The organism is Rhodococcus sp. JVH1, assembly GCF_000280725.2.
GTDB classification, from domain to species: domain Bacteria; phylum Actinomycetota; class Actinomycetes; order Mycobacteriales; family Mycobacteriaceae; genus Rhodococcus_F; species Rhodococcus_F jostii_A.
Genome location: NZ_CP166289.1, coordinates 630,973 through 654,941, shown reverse-complemented (window position 1 = coordinate 654,941; position 23,969 = coordinate 630,973). Strand labels below are relative to the sequence as shown.

18 protein-coding genes and 3 pseudogenes are annotated in these 23,969 nt (G+C 66.1%); 14 read left to right on the top strand and 7 right to left on the bottom strand.

The genetic code is table 11. The features are described from left to right. Positions 1-8 precede the first annotated feature (8 nt). The gene (locus JVH1_RS03065) at positions 9-1,307 is read left to right on the top strand and encodes an MFS transporter (RefSeq protein ID WP_043782321.1); all 1,299 of its coding nucleotides are present in this window, start codon (positions 9-11) and stop codon (positions 1,305-1,307) included. A gap of 255 nt (positions 1,308-1,562) precedes the next feature. On the opposite strand, the pseudogene JVH1_RS03060 reads toward JVH1_RS03065, so the two are convergent. Beyond that, positions 1,563-2,098, bottom strand: a pseudogene (locus tag JVH1_RS03060) (transposase); the annotation flags it as partial. 849 nt (positions 2,099-2,947) lie between these two features. Here JVH1_RS03060 and JVH1_RS03055 point away from each other — a divergent pair. Further along, positions 2,948-3,190, top strand: a complete 243-nt coding sequence (locus JVH1_RS03055; RefSeq protein WP_202803508.1) for a hypothetical protein — start codon at positions 2,948-2,950, stop codon at positions 3,188-3,190. A 253-nt stretch (positions 3,191-3,443) separates the two neighbouring features. Here the strand turns inward: JVH1_RS03055 and JVH1_RS03050 are convergent, their stop codons facing one another. Then, entirely contained in the window at positions 3,444-4,085 is a 642-nt protein-coding gene (locus JVH1_RS03050) for an LUD domain-containing protein (RefSeq protein WP_009479824.1), read from the bottom strand. A 531-nt stretch (positions 4,086-4,616) separates the two neighbouring features. Then, positions 4,617-5,900: a CdaR family transcriptional regulator gene (locus JVH1_RS03045; protein WP_043782352.1), complete on the bottom strand. Its 1,284-nt coding sequence runs from the start codon at positions 5,898-5,900 to the stop codon at positions 4,617-4,619. A gap of 166 nt (positions 5,901-6,066) precedes the next feature. On the opposite strand from JVH1_RS03045, the gene JVH1_RS03040 reads away from it, so the two are divergent. The 9 genes and pseudogenes from JVH1_RS03040 to JVH1_RS03000 form a co-directional block, all read left to right on the top strand. Continuing rightward, the gene (locus JVH1_RS03040) at positions 6,067-7,533 is read left to right on the top strand and encodes a class I adenylate-forming enzyme family protein (RefSeq protein ID WP_009479826.1); all 1,467 of its coding nucleotides are present in this window, start codon (positions 6,067-6,069) and stop codon (positions 7,531-7,533) included. A gap of 40 nt (positions 7,534-7,573) precedes the next feature. Then, a complete protein-coding gene (locus JVH1_RS03035; RefSeq protein ID WP_009479827.1) occupies positions 7,574-9,382 on the top strand; it encodes a DUF3556 domain-containing protein in 1,809 nt (602 codons plus the stop codon). Beyond that, positions 9,379-10,794 (top strand): NAD(P)/FAD-dependent oxidoreductase, encoded by a 1,416-nt coding sequence (locus JVH1_RS03030; protein ID WP_009479828.1) that lies wholly within the window; start codon positions 9,379-9,381, stop codon positions 10,792-10,794. Before JVH1_RS03035 ends, JVH1_RS03030 begins: the two co-directional genes overlap by 4 nt. Before the next feature lie 38 nt (positions 10,795-10,832). Then, positions 10,833-11,672 carry a 3-oxoacyl-ACP reductase family protein gene (locus JVH1_RS03025; RefSeq protein WP_009479829.1) on the top strand — a complete coding sequence of 280 codons (840 nt, stop codon included), beginning with the start codon at positions 10,833-10,835 and terminating at the stop codon, positions 11,670-11,672. 129 nt (positions 11,673-11,801) lie between these two features. Next, the gene (locus JVH1_RS03020) at positions 11,802-13,508 is read left to right on the top strand and encodes an alpha/beta hydrolase (RefSeq protein ID WP_009479830.1); all 1,707 of its coding nucleotides are present in this window, start codon (positions 11,802-11,804) and stop codon (positions 13,506-13,508) included. A gap of 28 nt (positions 13,509-13,536) precedes the next feature. Further along, a complete protein-coding gene (locus JVH1_RS03015; protein WP_009479831.1) occupies positions 13,537-13,989 on the top strand; it encodes a MaoC/PaaZ C-terminal domain-containing protein in 453 nt (150 codons plus the stop codon). Next, complete coding sequence (locus tag JVH1_RS03010; protein WP_043782323.1) at positions 13,986-14,864, top strand: alpha/beta fold hydrolase; 879 nt, start codon at positions 13,986-13,988, stop codon at positions 14,862-14,864. The genes JVH1_RS03015 and JVH1_RS03010 overlap by 4 nt, the downstream gene beginning before the upstream one ends. 766 nt (positions 14,865-15,630) lie before the next feature. Next, a complete protein-coding gene (locus JVH1_RS03005; protein WP_009479834.1) occupies positions 15,631-15,888 on the top strand; it encodes a hypothetical protein in 258 nt (85 codons plus the stop codon). A 539-nt stretch (positions 15,889-16,427) separates the two neighbouring features. Beyond that, positions 16,428-16,895 (top strand): annotated as a pseudogene (locus tag JVH1_RS03000) (NADPH-dependent FMN reductase); the annotation flags it as partial. Between the two features lie 1,041 nt (positions 16,896-17,936). Here JVH1_RS03000 and JVH1_RS02995 read toward each other — a convergent pair. Next, the gene (locus tag JVH1_RS02995; RefSeq protein WP_009479838.1) at positions 17,937-18,863 is read right to left on the bottom strand and encodes an aldo/keto reductase; all 927 of its coding nucleotides are present in this window, start codon (positions 18,861-18,863) and stop codon (positions 17,937-17,939) included. A 443-nt stretch (positions 18,864-19,306) separates the two neighbouring features. Between JVH1_RS02995 and JVH1_RS02990 the strand changes: the two genes are divergently transcribed. The 3 genes and pseudogenes from JVH1_RS02990 (at position 19,307) to JVH1_RS02980 (ending at position 20,896) form a co-directional block, all read left to right on the top strand. Continuing rightward, positions 19,307-19,582 (top strand): hypothetical protein, encoded by a 276-nt coding sequence (locus tag JVH1_RS02990; RefSeq protein ID WP_009479839.1) that lies wholly within the window; start codon positions 19,307-19,309, stop codon positions 19,580-19,582. Positions 19,583-19,962: 380 nt separating this feature from the next. Next, a pseudogene (locus tag JVH1_RS02985) lies at positions 19,963-20,376 on the top strand (MFS transporter); the annotation flags it as partial. A gap of 175 nt (positions 20,377-20,551) precedes the next feature. Further along, the gene (locus tag JVH1_RS02980) at positions 20,552-20,896 is read left to right on the top strand and encodes an MFS transporter (protein WP_009479840.1); all 345 of its coding nucleotides are present in this window, start codon (positions 20,552-20,554) and stop codon (positions 20,894-20,896) included. A gap of 310 nt (positions 20,897-21,206) precedes the next feature. On the opposite strand, the gene JVH1_RS02975 is transcribed toward JVH1_RS02980, so the two are convergent. The 3 genes from JVH1_RS02975 to JVH1_RS02965 all read right to left on the bottom strand — a co-directional run bounded on the left by JVH1_RS02975 (position 21,207) and on the right by JVH1_RS02965 (position 23,788). Further along, positions 21,207-22,136: an FHA domain-containing protein gene (locus JVH1_RS02975; protein ID WP_009479841.1), complete on the bottom strand. Its 930-nt coding sequence runs from the start codon at positions 22,134-22,136 to the stop codon at positions 21,207-21,209. Between the two features lie 57 nt (positions 22,137-22,193). Then, the gene (locus JVH1_RS02970; RefSeq protein WP_009479842.1) at positions 22,194-22,964 is read right to left on the bottom strand and encodes a glycosyltransferase; all 771 of its coding nucleotides are present in this window, start codon (positions 22,962-22,964) and stop codon (positions 22,194-22,196) included. A 128-nt stretch (positions 22,965-23,092) separates the two neighbouring features. Continuing rightward, positions 23,093-23,788, bottom strand: a complete 696-nt coding sequence (locus tag JVH1_RS02965) for an aquaporin (protein WP_009479843.1) — start codon at positions 23,786-23,788, stop codon at positions 23,093-23,095. Positions 23,789-23,969 lie beyond the last annotated feature (181 nt).

Genomic DNA, 23,969 nt, shown 5'->3' with positions numbered 1-23,969 from the left:
TCAACTGTATGAGTGGATGGATGGTTCTGCATTGGATTCATCAGTTCTTCGGATCTAACGTCGACTTCATGTCCGCCACAGACCTCACGAGGAAGGCCACCCGCGCAGCGGCTGCCCTGCGGAACACGCCGCCGACGGGCAATCCGGACCGCCGACTCTCGGCGGCCCTGTGGTGTGCCGGCGTGGCGACCTTTGCCCTGATGTACGCCCCTCAGGGGCTCCTCACACAGATCGGGCACGACGCGTCCGTGAGCCCGGCGCAGGCTTCCCTCCTGGTATCGGCGGCCACGCTCGGACTGGCGTTGTCGGTTCTGCCGTGGGCCCGGTTCTCGGATCGGGTGGGGCGCCCCACCGCGATGCGGTACGCGGCGGCAACCGCGGGACTGCTCGCCGTGGCCGTCCCCTGGCTCCCGACGTTCGACGCCCTGGTGGCGGGACGATTCGTCCAAGGGGTGGCGCTCGGGGGACTCCCGGCGCTGGCGATGACACTTCTCCACGAGGTCGCGGCCCGGGCGCGGACCGCAGCATTGGCCGGTTCCTACGTGGCAGCAACATCTTTGGGTGGTTTGAGCGGTCGACTTCTGGTAGTCCCGGTCGCCGATCACCTCGGGTGGCGCCCGGCACTGGCGATCCTCGGGGTAGGTCTCGCGATCCTCATGGCGATCCTGATCGCGCTGCTACCCGCTGGACGGGGGCGGCGAGCGCCCGTCCCGTCCACCGGGATCCTTGCCATCCACCTGCGGGACACCCGCCTGCTGGCATTGTTCGGCATCGGTGCGCTACTCGTCGGCGGCATGGTGGCCGTCTTCAACTACCTTCCCTTCCGGCTCGAGGCCGCTCCGTACCACCTCGCGCCCACGGTGGTGTCGCTGATCTTTCTCGCCTACCTGGCGGGCACGGCCGGCTCTCGCGCCGCCGGCTGGTTGGTGGGCCGGTTCGGTCACCGAACCGTGCTCGTGTCGGCCTGCGCCTTCATGGCGGGCGGGGCGATGCTCAGCGTCGCCGGACCGCTGGTCCTGATCCTCCTCGGCGTGGCCGCGATCACCGGCGGACTCTTCGTCGGCCATGCCGTCGCATCCGGGATGGTCGCCCACGCGAAAACGGGTCGCGCACAGGCGACGGCGCTGTACAACGTCTCCTACTACGCCGGCTCCAGCCTGTTCGGCTGGGTCGGAGGAATCGCCTGGGCGAACGGACAATGGCTTTACGTGGCCGTCCTGGTCCTCGTCCTGACGGTGCTGGCCCTCGTCCTCGCGCTCCTCCCGTCGACAACCGCGCGTCGCGTCGTTGCCGTCGAATCCTGCTGAAGCGGGAGTCGCGATCTCTGCGGCAGGCCGGAGCCCGAGCTCGAAAGGGGGCCGAGTGCGTACAAACTATGAGTGACACGCGGCGGTAGCAGCTGTGTGACCCTCTTTGGCGGTCGGTCGGGGTCCCGACGATCTCCCGCAGCTCAACAAGGACGGCGGCCCTGCACACCCAGCACTCGTCGTCGATCCGCCGCCCGGCCCGAGGTCAAGTCCGGGGCATGGTGTACGAGGTCGTCGCGTGACTCCCTCGTGGGGTTATGCGGTGAGGTCCGCGGGTGTCACCTCCTGCTCGGGTTCTGTAGTGGGTGTTGTCACCGCGGGAACGGGCGAGCACGTCGAGACCGAGAGCGTCGCCCTTCGATCCACTCGTCGTGTTGCTCGGCGAGGACGGCTCCGACCAGGCGAATCAAGGCAGTACGATCCGGGAAGATCCCGACCACATCGGTTCTCCGTCGGATCTCTTTATTGAGGCTCTCCTGCGGATTGTTGCTCCAGATCTGTTCCCAGATCTGCTTGGGAAATGCGGTGAACGCGAGGAGGTCCGACCGTGCGGCGTCGAGGTGGTCGGCAACCTTCGGCAGTTTCTCGGCGAGTGCATTTATGATCCGATCGTATTGGGCATGAACGGAATCGGCGTCAGGTTGGTCGAAGACCGAGTGCAGCAGCGTCTTCACCCAAGGCCACGACGCCTTCGGGGTCACCGCCATGAGGTTCGTCGAGTAATGGGTTCGGCACCTCTGCCATGATGCGCCCGGAAGGGTCGCGCCGATCGCCGACACCAGCCCGCCGTGCTCGGCGCGCCATCCATGTGCCAATTTCAAATGCATTCTGCTGACGGTTAATACGATTGTCGATACCGGTTGGGGCGGCATCCGGTCGAAACCCGATACGTTGTCCTTTGCTTCGGGGGCAGTCACCATGGAGTCCGCGTAAGGCAGATCGCCAGGACCAACTCACAGGGCGGTGCCAGTCGTGGTGCTCGCAGGTAATCAGTCTGTTGACATTGGTATGTACGAACGACGCCGTGCAGGTGACATTTCGGTAAATAAACCGGGTGAGCTCCAATGCCTAATAGAGGCAACATATTCCGAAGGATTCGCCGAATGAGAGTCGCGAGCAAGTGTCTCTCTCGACGGTTCCCCTTTCTCTTATCGCACGGATAGGCTGTGGGGAGAGCTCCGCCAGTCTCGGCCCAACGCTTGATCGACCATTACACCCAGCAGTCGCCCGCTTTCGAAGTCCACCTGGGAGTCATCGTGTCGTCCACCTCCATGCGCCTTGCTTCGTTCAATGTCGAGAATCTGTTCTCCCGTCCACGTGCGATGGGGAGTGCACCAGATGACGTCGGGCGGGAGATCCTCGATCGCTCAGAAGACCTACACCGACGGTGATAAGAAGCTAATCCTTGATCTAATCGTTGCTCTTTATCTCGACCGATCCGACACCGCCGCCTACGCGGTGCTGCGGCAGGTCCGCGGCCGCCTGGTCAAACGCTCGAAGGGCGTGATCACGGTCGTTGCCGGTGGTCGTGGCGATTGGGTGGGGTGGGTCGACCTGGTAAAGGAACGCGTCGACGCGCCCCCGACAGCGACCCTCTCGCGCCGTTGCTCGCCGATCCCGACCTACGGGATGTGGCAGAGGTGGACGGGTTCGACGACGGGGGCCGGCCCGGCACCTACGCCAACGGCACCGCAAGCAACAAGATCGACTACCTGCTTCGCTCACCCGCACTGTTCGACCGCGCCACCGGCGGGGCGATCGTCCGCAAGGGCGTGTGGGGCGGGAGGAATGGAACGTTGTTCGAGCACTTCCCAACTATGACCTCCCCGGTCCACGCAGCCTCCGATCACGCCGCGATCTACGCCGACATCGACATCAGTTGACCGCTTGAACTGCGACGGAGTGGCGAGGTGCAATCGGACCTGCGCGCGCCGATCACCGCGACGAGTGGGTATCCCAGTGAGCGGTCCGCTGAAGCGGGGTGAATTGTCAGGTCCACGTTCTTGATACGTTCCCGTGGACGGGTGCGGAAGTCATCCGTTGCCCCGGATCCGCGACGCTGGGGTGGTCAGGTGACAGGGCGGTAAGCCCCTAAATCGGACACTGTTGTCTCGCCGGACGTGAGGTCGACGGCACTCAGAATCCGATGGCTTCGCGGATGAGAACGACGGTTCCGCGACCGGGGACTAATTCACGTCCGTTGATCAGGATCTTCGAGATCGTGCTGCGCACGCCGTAGGCATGCTGGGCGCGGACATCTTCCTTGGGATAGGAATACGTCTCGATGCGGTGCAGAGCGGCGGCCAGATCGGGCACGACCTTTTGGGCTCCGATCACCCATACCGCACGCGCGGCACCGGATGCGTAGGGGGCAAGTTGGCTGCCGCTCGCCGACGCGGTCACGAGCTTTCCGTCTTCGGTAACGGCGTGGACGCTCCCGATCACCACCTCCGGTGCCGAGCGGGTGACGCGCACGTCATCATGTCGTGCGCTTAGGTCCCAGTCGGACTGCTCGGCGCGGAGGCTGCGAAACGTGCCGGAGGAGTTGATGGTTTCCTCCAGGCCGGAGAGTCTGAGCGTCTCGCTAGTGGCGGTGAAGATTGTCTTGTCGGTCGGAAGCAGTTCGGATACGAGGGTGCGCGCGTCTTCGGCGGTGTCGACGATGTGCGCGGTGAACCCATTGCGGCGAAGACTGTCCGCTGCCCGCTCTACCTGATCGGGCGCGGCGGGTAGTGCGAATGACTCGTCCACTGCGAGTTCGACGATCGGATCAGTCATGATGGAACCCTTCAGTTGTGGTGGTCGGCGGATCGGCGGTAGCGGGGAGCAACGCCCGCGCTCTTCTCCTACCGGCGGGCGTCGTCCCAATTCTCCCGCAATCGACCTTGCCGGATTTTCCGGTCGCCGGAGGTGCCCGGAGGGTCAGCAAAAATACCCCGTCATCGACCGTTTTACGGGCTGAGGACGCGGGGCCGATCGCAGGGGGGTGGGGTGCCAAGCTGGTGCCGCGGCTCGGACGCAGATAGTCCCGCCTTGCCGGGGCGCCCCGCACGCAGCATCGTGAATGGATAGATCGGACGTTCTCTGCGCGGAACGGCCAACGTTCCGGAAACCGCGAAGCCAACTGGTGAGCTCCGAAATGGGGACTCGCGAGAACCTGGGAGACTTCGGTGCCCGGTAGGGGAGAGCTGACAGGCTGGCCGATATATTGCAGCTGTGGTTGGCGGGAACCGATGAAGTTCGACTGCCTGACCGATCCGAAGCTCACACAAGGCATTTTGCGTGGTAACCCGGCTCGTGTGCCGGGGTCTAATCATTCGGTGCGAGTACAACCGCACCGAACCAGTGGCAGACCAGCAATGCGATTTCGACATCCAGGCGGTCGTCGGCAATGGGGCGACCGCGGCGTTCGATCGCACGCTGGACCCGATACTTCACCGAGTTGAAGTGCAGATGGAGTTCCTCGGCGGCGGACTTGTAGCTCGAACCGTGTCCCAGAAAAGTGCGCAGCGTCTCGCGCAGCCGCGCATCGTTCTCGGTGTCCGCGGCGAGGGGTCCGAGGGTCTCGTGCACCCATCTTCGTGCCTCTGGGAGATTCTCGCCGAGGAGGGCTGCGGCACCGAGTCCCGGTTCGTCTGCCGTGGTGATACGCCGCGTGAGGCCCTCCGCGGCGAGCGCGACGTTGCGCGCGTTCTGCGCCTGGCGATGTGATCGCCGGAAGCCATCGACACCGGGTAAGGGTGCACCGATCGCGATGTACGGTGGGTCGGGCAGCTCCGCGACGGTCCGTCGGAGTGCGGCGACCGCGCTCTCGACGTCGTCGGGACGGAGAGAGACCCATCCCCAGCCGGTCATCCGATCCGCCGCCACAAACAGCGCGTTGCCGGGGGCGTCGATCGATTGGGCGAGGTGGCGGACAGTCCGCTCCAGCCGTCCGAGTTCGGTGGGGGAACCTTCGGCGTCGTCGAACCATAGGACCAGCGCCAGGTGGGTCCGCCGCAGTGGATACCCGATCGCGGCGGTGACCGCGTCCACGTCGATGTCGGCGGCCTCGAGGACCTCGTGGACGCGGACCGCGCGCACGCTACTGCGGTTCTCCAGCCAGTGGTCGCGTTCGGCCTCGTAGATCTGAACGACTTGTTGGGAGATCCAGTCGATGTAGCGGAACGTCACCGTTGCAATTCGGTCGTACACGTCGAGTCGGAGACCGGGATCGAGGTCGGCCCGCCGGATCGCGTCCAGGATTGTGCCGAGCAGGGCCTGCTGACCGAGCCGGTAGGCGCGCACGAGTGCGTTCGCGGGCACTCCGCGTTGTGCGAGACGCCGTGCATACTCGAGTGCCGCGGTCGGGGGCTCGACCCGGTCGATCGGGATGTCGTACTGGACGGCGTCGAATACCGTTTCGACGTTTCCCTCGACGCTGGCGCCGAGTAGATCCAGAATCTGGGGGTCGTTGCGAAGCTCGATTATCTCCGTGGCCAGCCGCCGCTGGATCGAGCGTGACACTTGCGGCAGTCGAGCGCCGAGGCTTCCGATGATCGCCGCGGCGGCGTCACCGACTGCGGCGTCGCGGTCGCGTTGGCGATCTGTCATGAACAGAAACGGTAGATCGCAGCGGGCGTTGATGTGCACGCTTTCCAGGTGGTGTTGTTTCCGGGAAACAAGAGCGTCGGGAAATGTCGTCGATTCGCGACGGTGTGGGGTTGTCCCTCGAATTTTACGTTTGTGTGGCCCCGCACATCGAGCGCCAGGAATGCCCATGAATCTCTCGTCTTTGCCCGATCTCCGCGCCGCGCAGAACCCGACGGCACCATGCATTTGCGACGACGCCGGCGACCTGAACAACGCACAGTTCCTGCAGGCGGTGCAGCGCGCCGCCGCGACGTTGCAGGCGAGCGGGATCGCGGTGGGAGACGTGGTTGCAGTCATGCTTCCCAACACCTCCAGTCTGGTCGTATCACTGTTTGCTGCATGGCGTTTGGGTGCGACGGCAACTCCGATCAACCCTTCCCTCGCCGACGCCGAGGCGGCCTTCCAGATCCAGGATGCGCGCGCGAAGGTGTTGATCATCGACCGGCCGATCGACCTCGACGGAGTCACGGTGGTCTCACCAATTGCTCTCACGTCTCGGGTCCCGGTGACCGTGACCGATCCACCGCAGCGCGACGACCTGCTGGCATTGCTGATCTACACCAGCGGAACCACGGGACGTCCGAAGGGTGTGATGCTCGATCACGCCAATATTCGTGCGATGTGCCAGATGGTCATCGACGCGTTCACCCTGACCTGCGCCGACCACAGCCTGCTGATCCTGCCCCTGTTTCACGTCAACGGAATCATCCTCGGCGCCCTGTCACCGCTGCTGGCGGGCGGGCGCGCGACGATCGCGGGCCGCTTCAGCCCGAAGACATTCTTCGACCGGATCGAGCAGAGCGGAGCGACCTATTTCTCGGCGGTCCCCACCATCTACACGATGCTGGCCGACCTGCCCGCGGATGTTCGACCGGCTACATCGTCGGTGCGTTTCGCGGTATGCGGGGCAGCCCCGGCCAGTGTCGAGCTGCTCGAGAAGTTCGAAACCCGCTACGCAATCCCGATCGTCGAGGGATACGGACTGTCCGAGGGGGCGTGCGCGAGCACGGTGAACCCACTTACCGGCATACGCAAATCAGGCACGGTCGGCCTGCCGTTGCCGGGCCAGCGGATCCGGATCGCCGACCCGAACGGTAGCCCGGTCGCCGAGGGGCAGACCGGGGAGGTGCTCATCGCGGGCCCGAACGTCATGCGTGGCTATCTGAACCGCCCCGAGGAAACGGCGACGACGCTCGCCGGTGGGTGGCTGCACACCGGCGATATCGGCCGGCTCGACGAGGACGGGTACCTCGTCCTCGTCGACCGCGCCAAGGACATGATCATCCGCGGCGGCGAGAACATCTACCCGAAAGAGATCGAGAACGTCGTCTACCAGCTTCCGGAGGTCGCCGAGGCCGCCGTCGTCGGACGCGCCGATCCGGTCTACGGCGAGGAGCCGGTGCTGTTCGTCTCTCTGAACTCCGGCGCCAGCCTCGAGCCGGGCCGAATCCACGCGCACACTCGCCACCAATTGTCGAAATACAAACTGCCCGTGGAGATCACCGTACTCGATCAACTTCCAAGAAACGCCATCGGAAAGATCGACAAACCCGCGCTGCGGGCGTCGCTCCCCGGCCACCACCAGACCACCTGACCCCACCACCGAACATCCCACCGAAACAGGAGCGATCACCATGAGCTTCACGAAACCGGATCTGCCCCCGGTCGATCCGGACACCTTCCTGACGAAGCCGCTGATGGAGCGGATGCGGATTCTCGCCCTCGATTGGGCCGAGAACGGCTTCGGTTCACCCCGGATGGTGCACACAATCTACATCGCCAAACTCATATTCCTCTACGCAATCGGCGGCATCACGATCGCCACGATGACCTCGGGCCTGCCCGCCTTCTGGCACGTGAGCGAGTGGTGGAACCAGCCGATCGTGTACCAGAAGGCGGTCCTGTGGACGGTGCTGCTCGAGACCATCGGGGTCGCCGGGTCCTGGGGTCCGCTGGCCGGCAAGGTCAAGCCGATGACCGGCGGCATCCTGTTCTGGGCGCGGCCCGGGACCATCCGGCTGCGGCCGTGGCGGTGGGTGCCGTTCACCGCCGGTGACCGGCGCACCTGGGGAGACGTCGTACTCTACGTCGGCCTGCTGGTCAGCCTGGCCATCGCCTTGTTTTCGCCGGGGGTGCACAGCGATTCGTTGTCGGCGGTGATGCCCGGCAACACCTCCGGTCTGGTGCGCCCCGCCCTGATCGTCGCGCCCATCGCGCTGCTCGTGCTGGTGGGCCTGCGAGACAAGACGATCTTCCTGGCCGCCCGCGGCGAACAGTACCTGCCGGCATTGGTATTTTTCGCCGCACTGCCGTTCGCCAACATGATCATCGCGCTGAAACTGCTGATCGTCGTGGTGTGGGTCGGTGCCGGGTTCTCCAAGTTCGGAAAGCATTTTTCCAACGTCGTCCCGCCGATGGTCAGCAACAGCCCGTTCGTTCCGTCCAAGTGGTTCAAGCGGGCGCAGTACCGCGATTTCCCCAAGGATCTGCGGCCGTCGCGAGTGGCGGACTTCATGGCGCACGGCAACGGCACCGTCGTCGAGATCGTGGTCCCGCTGATCCTGCTGTTCTCGACGAACATGTGGGTCACCCTCGCCGCCGCCCTGATCATGGTCGGGTTCCACCTGTTCATCGTCTCGACGTTCCCGCTCGCGGTCCCGCTGGAATGGAACGTGCTGTTCGCCTACGCCACGGTGTTCCTGTTCCTCGGTTTCCCGAACTGGGACGGATACGCACCGTGGGAAATGTCCCCACCCTGGCTGGCCCTGATTATCGTCGCTGCGCTGTTGTTCTTCCCGATCCTGGGGAACCTGCGGCCGGACAAGGTCTCCTTCCTGCCGTCGATGCGGCAGTACGCGGGCAACTGGGCGTCGGCGGTGTGGGCGTTCGCGCCCGGCGCCGAAACGAAGCTGAACCAGGTCACACGATCGGCGGGCAATCAGATCGATCAGTTCGTCGCGTTCGGCTACGAGCCGCAGTGGGCGGAGATCACTCTGCAGAAGACGATCGCGTGGCGGAGCATGCACAGCCAGGGCCGCGGCATGTTCTCGCTGCTGCTGACAAATCTCCCCGACATCGACACCCGCACCGTGCGCGAGGGCGAGTTCCTGTGCAACTCGCTGATCGGGTTCAACTTCGGTGACGGCCACCTGCACAACGAGGACCTGATCCGGGCGGTGCAGAGCCAAGCCCACTTCGAACCCGGCGAAGCGGTCATTGCCTGGGTGGAATCGGAGGCATTCGGGAGCGGGGTTCAGCACTACAAGCTGATTGACGCCGCACTCGGGGTGATCGAGCGCGGCACCTGGAAGGTTGCCGACGCCGTTTCCGAGCAGCCGTGGCTGCCCAACGGACCGATTCCGCTGCAGGTGACCTGGACGTTGGCTTCGGACCAGAACGCGGACCGGGACCAGCAGGACCGCGGCCACGGAGCGCTGGCGTGAGCACCGCAGTGGTGGTTGGAAGCGGCCCCAACGGGCTCGCCGCCGCCGTCGCCCTCGCCCGCCGCGGGGTGCAGGTCACGGTCTTCGAGGCTGCCGACGAGATCGGCGGCGGCACCCGATCCAGTGAGGCGCTGGTGCCGGGGTTGCTGCACGATCACTGCTCGGCGGCCCACCCGATGGCCGCCGGATCCCCGTTCCTGCAGACCCTGGACCTCGAACGCTACGGATTGAGATGGCTGCAACCCGGCATCGACTGCGTGCACCCACTCGACGACGGGTCCGCGGGGGTGCTGCACCGATCCGTCGAGGACACCGCCGCCGGACTCGGTCGCGACGGTGGCCGGTGGCGGCGGCTGTTCGACCGGTCGTCGACCAGGTTCGATGTGCTGTCGCAAGACATCATGCGTCCCTTGCTGCGAGTCCCCGAGCACCCGCTCACCCTGGCACGGTTCGGCGGCCCCACAGTCCTGCCGGCGTCCCTGCTCGCTCGGCACTTCCGCACCGAACAGGCCCGAGCCCTGTTCGGTGGAGTAGCCGCCCACGCTTTCCGGCCAATGCACTACCCGCTGACCTCGGCGATCGGTCTGGGCATCATCACCGCCGGTCACCGCCACGGCTGGGCGGTCGCCGCCGGTGGGTCGCGGTCGATCACCAACGCCCTGGCGTCGTTGCTGGTCGACCTCGGGGGAAAGATCGAGACCGGAACCCGGATCGACGCGGTCTCCCAACTACCGGTCACGGATGTGACAATGTTCGACCTGGCGCCGAGTGCGGTCGCCGACCTCCTCGGGGACCGCCTGCCGGCTCGGGTGGCCAGGGCCTTCCGACGCTTCCGGCACGGCCCCGGCGCGTTCAAAGTCGACTTCGCGATCGACGGCGGCGCCCCGTGGACCAACCCGCACGCACACCGCGCCGGCACGGTGCACCTCGGCGGCCACTACGCCGAGGTCGCGGCGAGCGAGCGGGCGATCCACGACGGGCGGATGCCCCAGCGGCCATTCGTCCTGGTCGGGCAGCAGTACCTGGCCGATCCGGGACGATCCGCCGGCAACATCCACCCGCTGTGGACGTACGCACACGTCCCGAACGGGTACACCGGCGACGCCACCGAGGCGATCATCGCCCAGATCGAACGATTCGCTCCCGGCTTCCGTGACCGCATCACCGCCCACAGCGCACGATCGACCACGCAGATGGCCACCTACAACCCCAACTACATCGGCGGCGACATCCTCACCGGTTCCAAGGACATCCGCCAACTCGTGCTCGGCCCGCGAACAACATTGTCGCCGTACCGAACCGGGGTTCCGGGCATGTACCTGTGCTCCGCCGCCACGCCACCGGGCCCCGGCGCCCACGGCATGTGCGGCGCCAACGCCGCAGACGACGCCCTCGCACACCTCAACCACTGACCCCTCAATCCCACGCCGCCACCGCAGAAAGATCCACCATGAACACTCTCGCCACACAGGAAACAGCCGCCGCCACAACATCGGCCGACAAATTGGCCGGTCGGGTCGCTTTCGTCACCGGCGGAACTCGCGGCATCGGCGGCGCAATCGCCCACAGTCTGGCAAGCCAGGGCGCGACCGTTGCTGTCGGCTACAGCCGCGACCAACGTAGCGCCGAACAGTTCGTCGCCGATCTGGACCAAACCTGCCGACAGCACGCCGCGTCCGCGTCGATGCATCAGGGCAACGTCGGCTCCGCCGCGGATTGCCGGCGCACCATCGCCGAAGTGATCGACGCCCATGGACGACTGGATATTCTGGTCAACAACGCCGGGATCACTATCGACAAGACAATCGCCGAACTGACCGACGAGGACTGGTCGACGGTCCTCGCGGTCAACCTCTCCGGCGCCTTCTTCCTCTCTCAGGCTGCGCTCGCCCACATGCTCGAGCGTGGAACCGGGCGAATCGTGAACGTCTCCTCGGTCGTCGGCGAAACCGGCAACATCGGCCAGGCCAACTACGCTGCCTCGAAGTCCGGATTGTTCGGGCTGACCAAGACGCTCGCGAAGGAAGCCGCATTCCAGCTCGCCAAGTCGGGCAGACGGACCGTTGACGGCCTCGGCATCACCGTCAACGCCGTGACGCCCGGGTTGATCGACACCGAAATGACCGCGGCGATCCCCGAAAAGGTCCTCACCCGGCTCACCGGCCAAATTCCGGCAGGGCGGGCAGGCAAACCCGAGGAGATCGCGCGTGTCGTCCATTTCCTCGCCGCGGACGCGTCCTCCTACATCACCGGGCAAGTCTGGAGCGTCAACGGCGGCATGGACATGTGAAGACCCACCAGTCACCCGACAGCCAGAACGTCTGGGCCCATTGGCCGTGCATCGGTGCCGCACGGTCACAGCGTCACTGCCCCCATCGCATTCACCCTCGCACCGACTGATAATCCCGAAGGACCAACCATGACCGACTCGACCGTCGTCGACACCGAAGCCGCCGCAGAGGAGCTCGCCGCGCCGCTGGACCTACTACTGACCGACTCGGCACTCGGGATCACCCGCCGAATGCTGCCCAACCGCTCCTGGCTGCGACTGGGCGCGGGCCTGGCCGGGGCTCCGCACTTCCTCCTCGGCCGTGGCCGCAGCCTGGCCGTGGAACTCGCGGACATCGCGCGCGGCACCTCGACCCGGTCCCCGGCGCGGGCCGACAAACGTTTCACCGACCCCGCCTGGTCGGGAAACCCACTCCTGCGGCGGATCCTGCAGACCTACCTCGCCGCCGCGGAGACCGCCGACAAACTGCTGGCCGACGCCAACGTGGACTGGCGGGACCGCGAACGCCTGCAATTCGCTCTCGAAAACATCGTCGAGGCCGCGTCCCCAAGCAACAACCCGCTGCTCAACCCACTCGGATACAAGGCGGTCATCGACACCGGCGGCGCCTCGGTCGTGCGCGGGATGAGCAATCTTGTTCGCGACCTCGCGACGACACCACGAGTGCCCGCGATGGTGGACCCGGACGCGTTCGTCGTCGGCGGCAGCGTCGCCGCTACACCCGGCTCGGTGATCTTCCAGAACCGGGTGATGGAGGTCATCCAGTACACCCCCCGCACCCCGACCGTGCGCACCACACCGGTGCTGATCGTGCCGCCGGTGATCAACAAGTTCTACATCGTCGACATCTCACCACGCCGCAGCATGGTCGAGCACTTCCTCGACCAGGGCCAGCAGGTGTTCACTATCTCCTGGCGTAACCCCAAGGCCCGCCACCGCACCTGGGGATTCGACACCTATGGGCAAGGGATCCTCGACGCAGTGGACGCGGTGGAGAGGATCACCGGGGCAGAGCAGACCCACCTGTTCGCGACCTGCTCGGGCGGAATGCTGGCGGCGATGACCGCGGCCCATCTCACTGACATCGGGCAGGACGACCGCCTCGCGAGTTTGACGCTGGGGGTCACCGTGCTGGACCAGAGCCGAGCCGGCTTCCCCGCCGCCGCCCTCGACCCGACCACCGCCCAGGCCGCTGTCCGTATCTCCGCGGCCCGCGGGTATCTCGACGGCCGCTCACTGGCCGAGGTATTCGCCTGGCTGCGCCCGACCGACCTGATTTGGCGGTACTGGGTCAACAACTACATCCAGGGCCGCACGCCGCCGCCGTTCGACGTGCTCTTCTGGAACGCCGACACCACCCGCATGGCCGCCAGCCTCCACAAGGAGATGGTGCAGATGGGCCTGAGCAACGCGCTGACCATCCCCGGCGCCGTGAGCATGCTCGGCACCCCGGTCGACCTGACCAAGATCACCGTCGACACCTACGTGATCGCCGGCGTCTCCGACCACATCAGCCCCTGGCAGGCCTGCTACCGCAGCGCGCGCCTCCTCGGCAGCGACAACCTCCGGTTCGTTCTCTCGACCAGCGGGCACATCGCCGCGCTGGTCAACCCGCCCGGCAACCCCCGCGCCTCCTACCGAGTTGCCTCACCTGACACCGAGAACCCCGACGAGTGGCTCGAAATTGCCGACCAGAAACCCGACTCTTGGTGGCCTGACTACACCACTTGGCTGGCCGAGCGCAGCGGACCGGACAAGACCGCACCGGCGATGCTCGGCGCCCCGGACCTGCCGCCGCTGATGCCCGCTCCCGGCTCGTATGTCCGTGAGCGATGAACCGCCGCAAGAATTGTGAGGATCACCCATGACCACCCGCGTAGCGCACCCGAGAGAGTTCCTCGACCTGGTCGGCGAGCCGATCGGCACCACCGACTGGTACGAGATCACCTACGAGCAGGTCAACCTGTTCGCCGACGCCACCGGCGACTACCGGACCATCCCCACCCACCTGCAGCAGACCGCCGGCATGCTCCTCGCGAATCCGATCACCCCCGCCTACCTGACCCTGGCACTGCTCCCGCGGGCCCTCGACGACCTGGTCTCCATCGACAGCGCCCCCACCACCCTCGACCACGGACTCGGCACCGTCCATTTTCCCGCACCCGCGGCCGCCGATGCCAAGGTCCGCTGCACCGGCCGGATCCTGGCCGCGCAGCGCCGCCGAACCGGCATCGAAGTCGTCTTCGGCATCACCATCGAAGCCGACGCCGCGCCGCAACCCGTATGCGTCGCCGAACCGATACGCATCTACCGATGACTACCCCCGCGGTGAACCCGGCAGACGAATCCCGAATGGTGCGCGTCTGCGGGCAGCACCTGCGAGTGTCCATCAAACACGGCGACGGCGTGCCGGTGGTGCTGTGCAACGGAATCGGCGCCAGCCTCGAGGTCCTCGACCCCCTGGTCGAGCAGCTCGGCGTGAAGCGCACCGTGATTCGGTTCGATGCACCCGGAGCCGGAGCATCACCGAATTCACGCTGGCCATACGGTATTCCGTACCTTGCGGGCGTCGTCGGGCGGATGCTGGACACCCTCGGCTACGAACGGGTCGACATGCTGGGCTATTCGTGGGGCGGTGCCCTGGCCCAGCAATTCGCCTTCCAGAACCCGCGTCGGTGCCGGCGACTGGTCCTCGCCGCCACCGCAACCGGTGTCCTCATGGTGCCCGCCCGGCCGTCGGTCCTGACGAAGATGATCACCCCCCGCCGATTCGTCGACCGCGACTACCTGGCCTCGATCGCCGCGACCATCTACGGCGGCAGCGCCGATTTCGGCAACGCCGACATCACCCAGATCGTCGGCCATCAACTGGCCGCCGGATCCCGCCGCGGCTATCTGTACCAGCTGCTCGCCGGGTCGGTGTGGTCGAGCCTTCCCGCCCTCCCCGCGATCCGCCAACCCACCCTCATCATCGCTGGTACCGACGACCCGATTATTCCGATCATCAACGCGCGCATCATGCACCGGCTGTTGCCGCACGCTACCCTCTATTCGCACCCAGGCGGGCACGTCGACCTGCTCACCAACGCCGCGACACTAGGCCCGATCATCGTGAAATTCCTCGACGCCCGAAACCCGACGCGGTCGGACCCTTGCCTATACCGATCGGGGCAACGTGGCTGGAGCCGGTGACCACGGCAGTATCCATCCAGATGACAGATTCCTTTCGCGCCTCTGTGAATCGCGTCGACACATGGGTCCACGAGTAACTATTCCTCGACGGCAGATGCTGCCTGCCGGATGACATCTGCGACGACGTCGGGTCGCGAAACGTACACGGCGTGGCTTCCGGGTGTCTCGATCACGGTCGCTCCGATCCGCTTGGCCATCGAATCCTGTGCAGTGGGCGGAATCCTGCCGTAACCGAATGTCCTTGTTGCTGGCGTCCATCTACACACTCCCGTCAATTGCCATCGTCCCTACGCGCTAACTGGAAGAGCGGGCGATCCGGCTCCCCCGGACGGTCGGGCGGCATGGGTTGGCGTGACTGAACGCCGGCCGGACCATGACGACCACGGCGGGTCGAGGGCGGTGCTCTGCCGCCGAAGTGTGTGGCCCTCGACAATGGGTGACGAGCGTTCGGGCGGCTCGCCGAACCCGGTTGTGGGAAGCCTCGGTGCAAAGATTCGGTAGGCCGCAACGGGCAGCGGCGCCCAACCACGAGAATGGGGCAGTGTGCTGGGGTTTCAGTATTTGCCGTCTCGTCGTCGCAGGTGGACCGTTTCCCCTCGACGGCGAATCGGCGCATTCAGGCTTCGCTGTGGCGCCACTGCATGCTGGCAGGTAAACAGTTATTCCGGCTGGTGGGGAGCAGTAATGGGTGTCAGCGGTGACGACAGGTGCTTGCTGTAGCGCGACGCTGGAAAGTGTTCAGGCGGACTACCGAGGGAGAGCCACCATGCGAATCAAACTGACTTACATCACACCGGTTGTGGTGGCGGGCGCTGCCGCGGTAGCCATCGCCGCCGCCCCGACGGCGGCGGCCGATCCACTGCCCGTTCAGCCGGCAGTGGTAGCCACTGCGCCGACGGCCGTGGCCGGCCATTTCGACCAGGCCCGCTTCGACGGCTGGGGGCATCACGGCGGATGGGGCGATCACGGGGGTTGGGACCGGGGGCCGGCCTGGGGCGGAAACTGGGGTACCGGGAGCTGGTAACTGCGTACCAGCGGCCTGGTGCGCCATGGGTCAACTACCGTGGCCGTTTCGCTGTCCCGCCGTGCCGCGCGTCCTCGCTGCACGGCGGGACTGCCGTCCTACACCTCGCCGGCGGCGCTCCTCGAATATTCGTCGCCGTGTTCACACAGCAACCATTCACCAAGTCTCCGAGATAGTTTCAGGAGAAGTAACATGTCCACCTCCCCACCGATCGACGGAGGCACTCTCCTGCCAAGTGCGATGAAGAACGCCGTCGAGTCGTCGGTGTTCTTTCTGGTATTCGTCGTCGCGTCCCTGTTGGCCCGACTGGTTACCGTCCTGTCGATTCGTCGTCATCCACGGAGCGGTCTCCGCCCATTCAATTTCCGCAAACGGTCTCAACAGAGCCGCACTACCTCGATTCAACCGGAAGGACAGTCATGGTCGAGTCAGACGCAACGAACCCAACGTTGCAAGTGGTGATCGCCAGCACCCGTCCCGGACGGATCGGCGGCCCCGTCGCGCAGTGGTTCACCTCATGAGCGGTCGAGCACGGCGGGTTCACGGTGGAGTTGGTCGACTTGGGCGAGGTGAACCTTCCGATGATGGACGAACCGAATCATCCACGGCTTCGCCAGTACGTCCACCAGCACACGAAGGACTGGAGTGCGACCATCGACCGTGCGGATGTGTTCGTGTTCGTCACTCCCGAGTACAACCACGGATTCAACGGGGTCCTGAAGAACGCGCTGGACTACCTGAACACCGAGTGGGCGTACAAGCCTGTCGGATTCGTCAGCTACGGCGGTGTCTCCGCCGGTACCAGGGCAGTGCAGATGATCAAGGAGGTCGTCGCAACCTTGAAGATGGTGCCGATTCCCGAAGCGGTGGATATCCCGTTCGTTACAAGTTTCCTCGACGCCGATGGGGACGTCGAGCCGAACGAAATCATGGAAAGCGCCGCAAAAGCAATGCTGGACGAACTTGCGCGCTTCGCTGATGCTCTCGGCCCACTGCGGATCCGCTGATCAAACAAGAGCAGAGCCAAGTGGGCCGAACAAGTCGTGCCGAAGCGCGCGAAACTCATTGGTCGGCCGCACCCCGCGCGAACCTGCCAGTTGCAAATTCCTGTGGCCGGGCGACCGTGGCTGTTGTAGCCCGGCTTTTCGGGCGTTGGACAGCAACTTTTGGGAGTGTCCGCGGTGGCTGCCAGATTCACCGGGCCGCAGGACATCTTTGACAGGAGAAACCTATGTCCGACCATTCTGGTAGCAACCACCGTGTTGCAGTCGCAGCTCCACACGGCGTCGCGGTCGATGCCGCCCGTACCGTACGCGAGGCAGGTGGCAACGCCGTCGATGCGGCTGTGGCTGCAGCCGCTGCGCTGACCGTGGTGTACCCCCATACGGTACGCAGGTCTGCATCAATTCCTCAGGCGCCTGCGGATCCGCCGCTCCGGCTGAGCTTTTGCGTCGATGAGATCGATGCCGATCACAGGTCCGCTGAGGGTGTCCGTGCCAGGCGCGGTGTCCGGATGGCTGCTCTCCTCGAGGCGGGCGGGCTCCCTACCCGCGGCAACGGTGCTCGCATCGGCGATTGGACTGGCCCGCGAGTATAGCCCGCACCCTCGAAGATTTGGCCGGCGAGGGTCTCGATTCGTTCTACCGTGGCCGGACAGCCGCCCGACTGGCGACCGGTCTCTGGACGCCGGGGCAGATCCACGCAAAGACTGCGCAGCGCTGGTATTCGAGGGATCGTCGAGGAATCGGTTTCTCTCAAAGCCGCCAGACCGCACAACCTGATTTGCCCCTTCCCGAAGGAATCGCCGAGCACTGTCACACCAGCACCTAGGGCGGGGGCGAATCCGCTGCCGTTGGCGGAAGGCCGGTCGTCGGTGATGATGTGCCAGGGTGGGCAGGATCTCTCCGAACATGCCGTCAGAGGGGCTGGCTGGCATCCAGCAGCGTGAGTCCACGAGTCTCTATTCCTACCGGAACATGACAGTGCCCGTGTCTCAGTAGCTTTCGCTAGCCATCATTCGTGTGCCAGTCTGGTCGCCTCGGGTTTGCTCACACCGTGTGCGTGGCGGCCGACAGTCGGTCGATCTCGGCGGGTGTCAGGGCCAGGGTGGCGGCGGGGAGGATCTGCGCGAGCTGCTCGGTGGTGCGCGCGCTGGCGATCGGGGCGACGACCCGCGGGCGGGTGAGCAGCCAGGCGAGTGCGACGGCGGGCACCGTGGTGTCGTGGGCGGCGGCGATCTCGTCGAGTGCCGCAAGCACCGCGGTACCACCCTGGTCGAGGTATGCGCGCGCACCCTCGGCGCGCGGGGAGTCGATGACCTCGCTGACAGGCCGGTACTTGCCGGTCAAGAAGCCCTTCGCCAGTGCATAGTAGGGCAGTACGGCGAGGTCCCAGGCGTCGGCGACGGGCAGTAGCGTGCGCTCGAAGTCCCGTTCGACGAGGTTGTAGTGCGGCTGCAGGACGGTGAACTCGGCGAGCCCGTGTGTGCGCTGCAGATCGAGGGCGGAGTTGAGCCGTTCCGGCGTGTAGTTGGAGGCGCCGAGGTGGCGCACCGTGCCCTCTTGGACGAGCGCGTCGAAGGCGTGCAGGGTTTCATCGAGCGGCGTCTCTTCGTCGTCGAAGTGTGCATAGTAGAGGTCGATGTGGTCGGTCTGCAGGCGCTCGAGCGAGGCGTGTGCCTCGCGTTTGATCGTCTCCGGGCGCAGGTTGCGGACCGGTGCGCGGCCGCCGCCGACCTTGGTGGCCACGACGATGCGGTCGTGGTTGCCTCGGTCGGTCAGCCAGCGTCCGATGATCGTTTCGGAGCGGCCGTGCTCGATGAGGTAGGAGTTCGAGGTGTCGATGAAGTTGCCGCCCGCTGCGGTGTATGTGTCGAGGACGGCGCGGGATTGCGGCTCGTCCGCCGTCCACCCGAACACGTTGCCGCCGAGGCAGATGGGAAAGACGTCGAGGTCGGTGCTTCCGAGAGTAACCATGCCATCCGACGTTAGCGGTGGTCGGCTGTCGCCGCGTCCCGGCCAGCGGGTGGCCGGGGTTCCAGGTAGCTGGAAGGATGAAAGGCGCTCGCCATCGCAATCCGCTAGCTGCGTGGCGCACCGACGGTGCGGTGGGACGTGGCAGTTTGCCATGAGCCGCGCCGACGAACCTGCGCACGTGGCCAGAGGAGATCACCGACCGGGGCGGCACGGTCGGCTTCGGTAAGCACGCGAATCTTTGGTCGCTGGTGCGGACCGAAGCGATCCTGCGGCATTCGCCACCGACCGCAGAATCAGTTGGGTTGCCGCGGAGCTGCATGCTGCCTGGTACTTACCGATTCCCGCTGGTGGGAAGCAGTGATGGGTATCAGCGGTGACGACAGGGGCTCGCTGCAGCGCCATGCTGAAATGCGTTCAGTTGGAGCCATCGAAGGAGAACCACCATGCGAATCAAACTGACCTACATCACTCCGGTATTGGTGGCGGGCGCTGCCGCAGTCGCCATCGCCGCCGCACCGACGGCCGCGGCGGATCCCCTTCCCGTTCAGCCGGCGGTGATCGCGACCGCGCCGACGGACGTGGCCGGTCATTTCGACCACGCCCGCTACGGGGGTTGGGGCGGGGGTCATCCCGGCGGCTGGGGCGGGGGCGATCGCGGCGGCTGGGGCGGGGGCTGGAACCCGGGCTTCGGCGGAGGTTGGGGCACCGGCAGCTTGTAAGGGCGGGTCCGATCCCCAAACGGCACCGGGCGCACGAACACCTCGGGCGTGCAGATCGGCCTCGATGCTGATGACGGGCTCGTCGGACTCGGCGGCGATGTGCTCGTGACACGCAGCGAAGGAGAGTCCTGCCGACTGACCGCGGTATCGACTGTGTCGGCGTTGCCGCCCCTGGTGCGCACGGGGAGCCTTTGCTGCGTCCGCACGATGGGTGAGTCTCCTCGTGGGGGAGGGGTTTTGGGCTGCCGGTGTACCCATCGACGAAAGGATCGACTTGATGAGTCAAGTGGTTGGACGATCGGAACGACCCCGACGGGTTGCTGCGAAAGCGTCGACCGAGGATCGGGCGCTCCCAGTGGACTTCCCTCGCGCAGCGGCCGATGCCGGGCGGTGGCGGGCGCTGGCGGTCACTCAGTTCGGCGGCGTTCATGATTCTCCTCGACGTCAGTATCGTGAATGTTGCACTGCCGTCTATCGAGCACGGGCTGGCCGTAGCGCCACAGACCGCGCAGTGGGTGGTGTCCGGGTACACGCTCAGCCTGGGGCTGACGTTGGTGTCCGCGGGCCGGCTCGGCGATTCCCTCGGCCGGCGTCGCATGTTCCTCGTTGCGCTTACTGCATTCGTGGTGACCAGTGCACTGACCGGCGCAGCACCGACCGCGGGGCTGCTGATCGCCGCGCGGCTGCTCCAAGGGGTCGCCGGCGGCATGCTCATCCCGCAGAACTCCGGGCTGATCCAGGAACTGTTCCAGGGCGCCGAGCGCGGCCGTGCGTTCGGGGTACTCGGCGCGACGATCGGGCTGGCGACCGCGGCCGGGCCGGTGATCGGCGGGCTGATCCTGTCGTTGGTCAGCGGCAGCCAAGGGGCGCCAACCGCTGCTGGACCCGCGGCTCCTGCGCACCTCCGGCTACGCCTCCGGAACCGGTACCGCCCTCGTTTACTTCGTCGGGTTCACCGGCATCTGGCTGGTGTTGGCCCTGTACTTCCAAGAGGGGCTGGGGTACTCGCCGCTGCGCTCGGGTCTGACCGTGACACCGTTCGCGATCGGGGTCGCCGTCTCCGCGTTGATCGCGGGCCGACTCGTGTCCCGGTTCGGACGCTGGGTCACTCTCTGCGGGCTCACCGCGACGGTCCTCGGGCTGATCGCAACCGCGCTCGTGCTCCGCGACGCCACCGGAGATCCTCCGGCGTGGGCAATCGTTGGGCCACTGCTCGTGGCCGGGCTCGGCCGCTTCCCGGTGCCCGAGCGGCGGGCCGTGGCTCGCGCCGTTCAATGGGACGGCAGCGAATGGGGCAGTGAGTGGAAGAAGTGAGACCTTCGTAGCATCAGGCGGAAACTGCCCTTCGACATGCACTCGTCTCAAATTGATGACCCTTCTTCGTTCTGCCGCTCCAGATTTGTGGCGGCGCCGACAAGGTAGGGCGATTGGCATCACCACCTGTAACGCCCCCTTGACCGCGTCCGGTGCTCTTCGCACACCGGTCGCCCTGGTTCTCGAGTCGTCGCTGGTGTCGGCGAGGTGGGCAGGGTCGGTAGCGCCAGTGGCCGTGGAGCAGACCGCAGGCGACCGCACCGAAGACCGCTGTGCGGTCGGCGGGTGCGCAGATGGAGAGCTGGTTGCCCTAGCGTCGAGGCGACCGTAGTGCGGAGGCGCGTGCAATTGCCTTCGTCGCCAGTGCCAGGGGGTCCTCACCGCAGAGTGCGTGCGTCGGCAGGAAGCCGTGGTCGAGTAGTAGGGATCCAAGAGCTTCGAATAGTGTTGCCATGCCCTCGATCACGTCGCTGCGGATGAGCGGGTACCGGGTGCCTGCGGGCGTCGAGGCCGGGAGCGGGTCCACGGTGATTGCCTTGCTCAGTTCCTGCACCGTGGTGATGTAGATGTTCGCGAGGTCGGTGAAGGGGAGTGCGGCGGGCAGAGCGCCGGCCGCGTGGGCCTCCAGCATGACCATCATCGACCGGGACAGTTTCTCGAGTAGGTCACCCGTTGAGGTCAGTGTGAACGCGTAGTAGTCACGATCTGCGGCGCCGTCAGGCATCGACTGGCGAACGCGATCGACCAGGTCGTTCGCCTCCTGCTCGAGCCGTTCATCGGTACAGCGAAGTTGATTGTTCTCGGACACGGCACCGTCGAGGGCACAGAGATATGCGAGGGCCACCTCTTCGTCGAAGATGAGGCGGTGCTTCGCGAGGGCCGCGACGAAGGCCCGCACCTGCGAGGTGCCGGGACCGGGGTGGTGCTGGCCGGCGAAGGTGACCGCGGTGATACCGATTTGAATGATGTCACCCGATCGGAGCCGTCTCCGTCCGTCCAGCCGTTCGCCGTTGACGAAGGTGCCGTTGCGGGACAATCCGTCGTCGACGACCGACCAGTGTGTGCCGATCCACTCGATGGCCGCGTGCAGCCGGGAGACCGTACGGTCCCAGGTCAACGCGAGGTCGGATCGGTGAGAGCGCCCTACCGTCACCCGCCGAATGTCGGCAGACAATGGCAGTTCTCGCTCATGCCCTTCCCCGTCGGTGTAGCAGAGGCGGGCTCCGTCAATGCGGTTCATCAGTACCCCGCTCGGCGGTGGCTGAGTCCGGCCGCTTCATTCCTCCGCTCCTGTCCGCTACGCCCGGCCGTTTCCATGGTCGAAGGTTCGCCGCCTCATGTCCTGACAGTGGTGCCGGTGGGCGACCTCCCGGGCACGAGCGGCCATGCCGTCACGGAGCGCGGGTGCGGTGAGGACCCGCAGTATCGCCTCGGTCATCCCATACACATCCCCGCGCCGGTACACCAGTCCCGCGCTGGTGGGTACGACCAGTCCTACGGTGTCCGGATGCTCGGGAGTGACCACCGCCCGGCCGGCGGCTAACACCTCCAACAGTCTCGTCGCGCCCGACGTGGTGCTGGGCACCACGAGATCGGCGGCAGCGAGCAATTCCGGCCAGCGTTGCCCGGATGAGTCCTCTACCAGGTGCAGCCCATTCCCTGAATTGTGGGGGATGGCCCGATCGATGGCGCCGCACCTCGATCCGGTCCCGACGAGGACGAGTTGTGCCTCGCATTGCCGCCGGACCCTGGTGAATGCGGCGGCCAACTGCTCGGCGTGTACATGGTCGTCGAATGGGCCGACCGCGACGATGGTCGGGAGGTCCGCGAGCCCGACCAGCGACCGCGCGGCCTTCGGATCCAGCGGCGAGGGCCGTCGCTGTTTTCCCGGTGGGACGGTGGTGACCGGTCCCCGAGGTGTGTGGTCACCGATTACCGCGGTCAGCTCCGCGGTCGCTGCAGTGACGCCGGCGGCGGTGACGACACGGGTCCGGTCGGGTGGACGATCGTCGCACCGCACCGGAATGCTGGCCTCGGTGGTTGTGGGATCGGGTTGCGTGGTGGTCATCGCCCTGCCTCCTGTGGTGGGTCGAGCCCCGGGCGTGTTCAGTGCGCCGGGCGTGGTGTGGACACTGCACGGCTCTGTCATCCGGCGAGGTACGGCGGCGTGCGGAACGTCTGGGTTTGGTTCGATGTTCATCGGTCGGTGATGGTTCTCAGTTCGGGTTGGCCGGGGCCGCGGTGCCGAAGGCGAGACCCGTTCCTGTGATGGGCAGACAGCGCAGAATCATGTGTCGGCGGGTTGAGTGTGATGAGGGCGAATCCGGCGGCGGTGCCTGCGCCGGCACCGACGGCGACCGCGGGGTGGAATGCGCCACCGGGGATGGCGCCGACCGCGAACGCGCCCGCCACCACGGTGACCCCGATCGCCAGGCCGGACAACGAGTTGTCTGGCTGAGTGCGGGTGGCTACTTCGAGCACGAGGCAGCAGAGGGCGAAGATGAATACCAGTTCCACCACCGACGCGGTCGCCGGTGTGTGACCGGTCATGGTCATCGCCGCCACCGCGAGCAGGCCGGCGCCGATCTGTGCGAGCCAGTAGCCGGCGGCATCGCGCAGGCCGATGCGGTGACGCGCCAGCGCCATCATCGTCGCGGCTGGGTTGTAGTGGCGGGCGGAACGGTGCCCCCAGGTGTAGATCATTATCATCAGGACCGCGCCGAGGGCCAGTGGGGGAAGTGGGTTGCCGCTGCCCTCGGCGGCGCGGACGGCGAACACCAGGAACAGTGTGCCGATCGACTCGACCGCATGTCCGATACTCGGCCGTGGGGCCGGGGCCGCGGCGGCCTCTTCGCCGGTGCTGCCCTCGGTGGACTGTCGAGGTGGGATCATGTCCGCACTCCTGCAATTGCTTTCGGGACTCTAAGAATCGCCGTACGGGGGGCCGATGTCGTCACCGCTGATGCCCATCTTCGCTACCGGCCAGCCCCATCCCTCGTGTACCTGCTGGCTGCCACCGCCCCGGTCCACGCGATCGGCACCGGCATGGTGCGCAGCGCCCGCTGGACCGCAG

What these genes read in the sequence shown, in the direction of transcription:
- JVH1_RS03065 (WP_043782321.1), top strand. Translation starts at nt 9, where the DNA reads ATGAGTGGATGGATGGTTCTGCATTGGATTCATCAGTTCTTCGGATCT.
- JVH1_RS03050 (WP_009479824.1), bottom strand. Translation starts at nt 4,085, where the DNA reads ATGACTGATCCGATCGTCGAACTCGCAGTGGACGAGTCATTCGCACTA.
- JVH1_RS03045 (WP_043782352.1), bottom strand. Translation starts at nt 5,900, where the DNA reads ATGACAGATCGCCAACGCGACCGCGACGCCGCAGTCGGTGACGCCGCC.
- JVH1_RS03040 (WP_009479826.1), top strand. Translation starts at nt 6,067, where the DNA reads ATGAATCTCTCGTCTTTGCCCGATCTCCGCGCCGCGCAGAACCCGACG.
- JVH1_RS03035 (WP_009479827.1), top strand. Translation starts at nt 7,574, where the DNA reads ATGAGCTTCACGAAACCGGATCTGCCCCCGGTCGATCCGGACACCTTC.
- JVH1_RS03025 (WP_009479829.1), top strand. Translation starts at nt 10,833, where the DNA reads ATGAACACTCTCGCCACACAGGAAACAGCCGCCGCCACAACATCGGCC.
- JVH1_RS03020 (WP_009479830.1), top strand. Translation starts at nt 11,802, where the DNA reads ATGACCGACTCGACCGTCGTCGACACCGAAGCCGCCGCAGAGGAGCTC.
- JVH1_RS03015 (WP_009479831.1), top strand. Translation starts at nt 13,537, where the DNA reads ATGACCACCCGCGTAGCGCACCCGAGAGAGTTCCTCGACCTGGTCGGC.
- JVH1_RS03010 (WP_043782323.1), top strand. Translation starts at nt 13,986, where the DNA reads ATGACTACCCCCGCGGTGAACCCGGCAGACGAATCCCGAATGGTGCGC.
- JVH1_RS03005 (WP_009479834.1), top strand. Translation starts at nt 15,631, where the DNA reads ATGCGAATCAAACTGACTTACATCACACCGGTTGTGGTGGCGGGCGCT.
- JVH1_RS02995 (WP_009479838.1), bottom strand. Translation starts at nt 18,863, where the DNA reads ATGGTTACTCTCGGAAGCACCGACCTCGACGTCTTTCCCATCTGCCTC.
- JVH1_RS02990 (WP_009479839.1), top strand. Translation starts at nt 19,307, where the DNA reads ATGCGAATCAAACTGACCTACATCACTCCGGTATTGGTGGCGGGCGCT.
- JVH1_RS02975 (WP_009479841.1), bottom strand. Translation starts at nt 22,136, where the DNA reads ATGAACCGCATTGACGGAGCCCGCCTCTGCTACACCGACGGGGAAGGG.
- JVH1_RS02970 (WP_009479842.1), bottom strand. Translation starts at nt 22,964, where the DNA reads ATGACCACCACGCAACCCGATCCCACAACCACCGAGGCCAGCATTCCG.
- JVH1_RS02965 (WP_009479843.1), bottom strand. Translation starts at nt 23,788, where the DNA reads ATGATCCCACCTCGACAGTCCACCGAGGGCAGCACCGGCGAAGAGGCC.